The 5,269-nt window shown below is 63.0% G+C and carries 7 protein-coding genes; all 7 read right to left on the reverse strand.

All coding sequences use genetic code 11. The features are described from left to right. Positions 1-49: 49 nt before the first annotated feature. On the reverse strand, positions 50-556 hold the full coding sequence (locus LH475_RS00225; protein WP_297412587.1) for a PepSY domain-containing protein: 507 nt from the start codon (positions 554-556) through the stop codon (positions 50-52). Between the two features lie 145 nt (positions 557-701). Further along, positions 702-1,655 (reverse strand): HAMP domain-containing sensor histidine kinase, encoded by a 954-nt coding sequence (locus LH475_RS00230; RefSeq protein ID WP_297412588.1) that lies wholly within the window; start codon positions 1,653-1,655, stop codon positions 702-704. Beyond that, positions 1,652-2,332, reverse strand: a complete 681-nt coding sequence (locus LH475_RS00235; protein WP_297412589.1) for a response regulator transcription factor — start codon at positions 2,330-2,332, stop codon at positions 1,652-1,654. The genes LH475_RS00230 and LH475_RS00235 overlap by 4 nt, the downstream gene beginning before the upstream one ends. Before the next feature lie 30 nt (positions 2,333-2,362). Further along, positions 2,363-2,944: a hypothetical protein gene (locus LH475_RS00240; RefSeq protein WP_297412590.1), complete on the reverse strand. Its 582-nt coding sequence runs from the start codon at positions 2,942-2,944 to the stop codon at positions 2,363-2,365. Beyond that, positions 2,941-3,912, reverse strand: a complete 972-nt coding sequence (locus LH475_RS00245; protein ID WP_297412591.1) for an ABC transporter permease subunit — start codon at positions 3,910-3,912, stop codon at positions 2,941-2,943. The genes LH475_RS00240 and LH475_RS00245 overlap by 4 nt, the downstream gene beginning before the upstream one ends. Continuing rightward, on the reverse strand, positions 3,905-4,807 hold the full coding sequence (locus LH475_RS00250) for an ABC transporter permease (protein ID WP_297412592.1): 903 nt from the start codon (positions 4,805-4,807) through the stop codon (positions 3,905-3,907). Before LH475_RS00250 ends, LH475_RS00245 begins: the two co-directional genes overlap by 8 nt. Next, positions 4,804-5,269 (reverse strand): ABC transporter ATP-binding protein (locus tag LH475_RS00255; RefSeq protein WP_297412593.1); only part of this gene is annotated, 466 nt, incomplete at its 5' end. The genes LH475_RS00255 and LH475_RS00250, both read right to left, overlap by 4 nt.

Raw genomic sequence — 5,269 nt, forward strand, 5'->3', positions numbered from 1 at the left:
CGCGGCGGGAGGATATCGCTCCCGCCGCTGACCGACTGTCGAGAACGGGTTAGTCGTCGTTCGTCTCGGTGTCGCTCTCGGTGTCCTGGGCCAGGACCTTGCCGTTGCCGGCGTCGACCTTCACGTCGGTGACGGTGCCATCTGTCGCGGTGATCTCGACCCCATAAACCACGTATCCGTTTTCGTTTTCGAGCTCGGCGCTGCCCGCTTTTCCCGGAACCGCCGCGAGGGCTGCGGCGGTCGCTTCGTCGGCGGTCACGGTTGCCAGCGGCTGAAGGGCTTTGGACTCGTCCGCCTCGGCCGTGGTCGAATCTGCCCCTTCCGACCCGGAACCTTCAGACCCGGTGCCCTCCGCGGTCCCGGTGTCTTCGCCGGCCTCCTTCGGTGCCGTGACGCTGCCGACATAGGTGGGATCCTGTTCCTCCGTGGCAGTGCCGGTTCCTGTTCCAGGGTTGGCGGTACTGGTGGTGGCGGCCATCGCGACGCCCGTGCCGCCCAGGGCGAGTCCGGTGACGATGACTCCGGTGACGACTGCCCGCTTGATCGTTATCTTCATGGCGATGCTCCTTCTCGGTGCCGCGGACCGCCGATCGGCGGGTGCGGATTGTTCTTTTCGTCTACGGTCGAGTGATTTCTTGACCGTGATATCAGGCTACGAATCAGACGATGAGATGAGTGTGAGAGACGGTGAACCTGGGAGTTCACCGCGTCGTGAGGGGGAGTCGCAGGGTGACGGTGGTGCCGGCGCCGCTCTGAGAGTCGATCGTGACCGACCCTCCGTGTGCGTGCATGATCTGTTGGACGAGGGCAAGTCCGAGACCGTGGCCCGGCGTGGTCCTGGCATCATCGGCGCGCCAGAATCGTTCAAACGCGTGGGACGCCTGTTCGGCGGTCATCCCGATTCCGTCATCGCGGACCTGAACGATCGATGTCTCCCCGACCACGGTCGTGGTCACCGCAACGGCACCGTGGGGTTCGCTGAATTTAACCGCGTTGTCGACAACGTTCCCGATCGCGCGGGAGATCAGCTCGTCGGAGCCCCACACCCGCCCCTGCTGGCCCAGGTCGGCCGTCACAGCCGGGCCGAGGGCATGGGCGGCATCGGCTTGTGACACGACTTCACGCACTGCCATGTTGATGTCGACGGATGCGAAGGTCGCGGCGAGTTCCTCTCTTGTTGTGCGAGAGAGCTTGAGTAGGTCATCAGTGAGCCGGGTCAGCCCGGTCGCCGCCTCCAGTGAGGTCGCGATGGCGGCCTGGTATTCAGCGGGAGTGCGCAACCGGGTCAACGCGAGTTCAAGTTCACCCTGGATCACGCTGAGCGGGGTGCGCATTTCGTGGGATGCGCCGTCGACGAATTGTTGTTGACGTTCGAAGCTGGCCCTGATGGGTTTGAGTGCGGCGCGCGCCATCAACCAGCTCGAGAGGGGAACGACAACGAGCAGACAGGCGTAGAAGATGATGAGCGCCGTTCGCAGGAGCGCGAATCCTTGCTCGGCGCCGACGGCTGCTCCTTCTCCTTCGAATTCGACCGCATCGAAGTCGAACGTCCCGGTGACGAAGGTGTAGATCCCGATAGCGAATACAGCGAACAGGCCAAGTTGGATGACCGTGTAGGCGACCGTGAGCCGGATGGTGGCCTGACGGAAGATCACGTGTCTGTCGCGATCAGATAGCCGGCACCCCTGCGGGTTTGAATGATGTCGGGTTCCCCGGGCAGGCTGAGTTTCTGGCGGAGGTACCGGATGTAGGTCTGCACGACGTTGCTGAATCCCTCATAGTTGCTGTCCCAGGCGTGATCGATGAGTTCGGTCGCGCTGATGATCGTGCCGGCGTTGCGCATGAGGTATTCCAGCACGGCGAACTCCTTCGGTGTGAGGTCGATCGTTCTTCCCGCTCGCACGGCGGTCTGGGTCGCCGGGATCAATGTCACCCCCTGAGCTACGAGGGTGGGTGGTTGTGCCCGGGGGGAGCGCCTGAGTAGGGCGCGCACTCGCGCGAGCAGTTCGACGAGATGGAAGGGTTTGACCAGGTAGTCATCGGCGCCGACGTCGAGACCTTGCACTTTGGATTTCATCGAGTCGAGGGCGGTGAGCATCAGTACGGGGACGTCGCTGTTGATCTCGCGGATGCGGCGGCAGACGTCCATCCCGCCACCAGGCAACCCAGGCAGCATGAGGTCGAGAACAACCAGGTCGTACGTGTCGATCTCGAATGCGGTGATCCCGGTGAGTGCGGTGGCTCTCACATCGACGGCGTACCCACTTTCGGTGAGTGTGCGGCGGATGACATCGGCGATACGGGCATCATCCTCCACCACCAGGAGCTTCATCGTGCCCCAGCCTCCCGCTCGGGGCCGTGATTAGTCGGCTTGTTCACCGGTTCCCGCTCCCTTGCTGGCGGTGGCTGTCGCAATCTTCACGCCGTCGGCGCTGGCTTCTATGGCGAAGTCGACTTGGTTGACGGAGCTGCGGTAGAGGCTGAACTTGTTCTCCGGGAAGTGGCCGGGCGCCGGTTCGTTGTCGAAATAGACCGTGCTCTGCCCGTTTGAGGGAACGGTGACGCCGTCGAGCGCCATGTAGTACCCCTCGGTCTGCTTCGTCGTCACATCGGTCATCTCATAGTAGATCTCGACGTTCGTGAGTGGTGCTGATGTCGCGTTCGCAAGGGTGATCTGGAGCCGGTCGTCAATGGCTTTCTTGGTTACCGGATCGACGTTGTCTTCGACGGCGGCGGAGTTGATAGACAGGCCGGCGGCGGTGCTCGTGTTGGTGATCGGGTCTGATGCGATGGGCAGCACCTGAGCCGCGGTCGGCGCAGTGCTGGATCCCGGCGCACTCGAGGGTGAGTCTGGACTGCCGCTCGTTATGGCCGAGCAGCCGGCCAGTGATCCAGCGATCAGGACAAGACCTGCGGCGGTGAGAGACATTGTTCTGCGGTTCATGATTGCTTCCTTTGCAGTGTGCGCCGAGTTGTTGCGACGGCGGAGAAGATCACGGACGCGATGGTCGCTACCGTGAGGGTGATGGCGTAGGGCAGCATCGCGGCCCACACCACTGGGATCGATTGCCCGTTGTACTGGGCCTTGATTCCCAGGAATGCGAAAGACAGACGTTCGAAGTGCTTGGTGATCGACGACACCTCGAGCCCGTTTCGGATGCCGTCGAATCCGGCGAACTGGGCAAGCACCCCGAGCTCATCCGACTTCTTGATCTGCAGGGCCGCGAAGAGTCCGCCGGGTACCTGGTTGTCGGGGTCCATGGTGTCGCCGATCTGCGGGATCACGAGCACAAAGGCCAGCCAGACGACGAGTGCCACAATCAAGCCAGTGCTGAGCCGGGCCGCAAGAGAGGTGAGCCCGACAGCAAGAGCCGTCCAGAACACCAGGTAGAGCCACATGAAGCAGGCGGTGATCGCGAGACGGCCGAGATCAACCCCCGTGACCGCCCCACCGCCGATGGTGATCACGGCTATGGTCGAGAACGCGGTGAGCAGGAGCACGACGCCCAGCCAGACCGCGGAGAGTCCTGCGACCTTGCCGCCCGCGAAGGCGAAGCGACTCACGGGTCGACTGAGGAACAGTTGAAGCGTGCCGCGGTGCTTCTCCTTCGCGACCGTGCCGTAGCCGAGAACGATGGCGAACAGCGCGCCGAGGATCTCGAGGTACTCGATACCACCGCGCAACAGTTGAAGTGGAAAGAGCTGGGGGGCTGCCGGCACAACACCGGTGCCGGCGGCAGCGAGGTCGGCCACGTAGCGGTTGTACGCCTCGAGCTGAGCGCGGAAATCTGCGGCCCCGACAGCGACCGAGACGAGGGTCACTGCAGTGAGGAAGGAGATGACGATGAGGAACAGCCGATCACGGCGGAGGTCGAGGAACTCCTTCCGTGCAACTGTGAATAGATCAGTCATTAAGTGCACTCCTCAGTTTCTGCCGTGGTACGAGTGTGACGACGATCGTGGCGAGCAGGAGGAACCCGATCAGGACAATGACGCTACTGAGCGGGTTACCCGAGACATTGGGGTCCTGCAGCAGGATGCTCGCCGCCCGCTTGAACTGCTCGGTGATCGACAGGGGGGCGGTGATCGCGGCGAGCAAGTCGAATGGTCCCCCGGTCGGGGCAAGGATCGGAACGGGGTTGAGGAGCGCGACCGGGCGCGCTGCGGTGCCGAGTTGAGGCACGACAAAGGTGAGGCCGCTCCAGACGACGAATGGTACGAGCAGGGCTGTGGTCTCCCGTTTGCTGAAGATGCCTCCGAGCATCCCGATGATCGTGAATATCATCAGGAGCATCCAGGCACAGGCCGCGAACCCGAGAAGTCGGAGGGTCGCGTCGGTTCCGAGCGGCGCCCGTGTGATGACGCTGATCGCGGCCCAATTGATGGCCATGCTGATCGCCAATACGGTGAATATGACGATTCCGAGCCCTGCAAGTTGACCGCCGAGCCGGACGGGAGTGCCGACGGGGCGGCTGAGGATCAGACTCGTGGTGGCTGACTTCCGATCGCGGAGCGTTGCCTGCGCCCCGAGCACTATCGCCATGAGGGCGCCGATCAGGATGACGTAGATGACGGAGTTCCGGGCGTAGTACAGCGCTGGGACTCCTGTGAACGGGTTCGGTGCCGCTGTGAGCCCGCCAGCGAGGATCTTCTCATAGACGCTCGTGACGGTGGTGGTGGTGACCCATCCGATGATGGAGGAAACCGACACCATTCCGAGGAAGACGGCGAGGAGGACGTGGGCGATCCGCGCCCGTCGCACGCTGAGCATCTCCTGCTGGGCGCTGGCAAAGAAGACGTTCATCATGCGCGGACCGGGTCGAGCTGGAAGTAGATGTCTTCCAGAGAATGCTCGGCAGGGAACGCGGCCAATGTCCCGGCGATGCTGTCATGATGCACGAGACGCCCGTGGTTTAAGATTCCGATGCTCGTGCAGGTCTTGGTGACCTCGGACAGCAGGTGGGTGTTCATGAAGACGGTCATCCCATACTCGCGGTTGAGCCTTACGATCGTCTCCCGAAGCGTCTTCACGCCTTCGGGGTCTAAGCCGGATGTGGGCTCGTCCAGGAATAGCACGGCTGGCTCGTGCAGTATCGCCTGGGCGATACCGACGCGTTGGCGCATTCCCTTGCTGAATGTGCCGAGGCGCTGATTGTCGTGGCCGGTGAAGTCGAGGAACCGCAGCACATCTGCGATGCGCCCGTCGGGCCTGCGGATCCCGGAGAGGCGTCCGAAGAAGCGCAGGTTCTCGACCAGGGTCAGTGCGTCA

The organism is Cryobacterium sp. (assembly GCF_026786305.1).
In the GTDB taxonomy this organism is placed as follows: domain Bacteria; phylum Actinomycetota; class Actinomycetes; order Actinomycetales; family Microbacteriaceae; genus Cryobacterium.

Excerpts from the sequence above, each read along its gene's own strand:
- LH475_RS00245 (WP_297412591.1), bottom strand. The coding sequence starts at position 3,912 with ATGACTGATCTATTCACAGTTGCACGGAAGGAGTTCCTCGACCTCCGC.
- LH475_RS00240 (WP_297412590.1), bottom strand. The coding sequence starts at position 2,944 with ATGAACCGCAGAACAATGTCTCTCACCGCCGCAGGTCTTGTCCTGATC.
- LH475_RS00250 (WP_297412592.1), bottom strand. The coding sequence starts at position 4,807 with ATGATGAACGTCTTCTTTGCCAGCGCCCAGCAGGAGATGCTCAGCGTG.
- LH475_RS00225 (WP_297412587.1), bottom strand. The coding sequence starts at position 556 with ATGAAGATAACGATCAAGCGGGCAGTCGTCACCGGAGTCATCGTCACC.
- LH475_RS00235 (WP_297412589.1), bottom strand. The coding sequence starts at position 2,332 with ATGAAGCTCCTGGTGGTGGAGGATGATGCCCGTATCGCCGATGTCATC.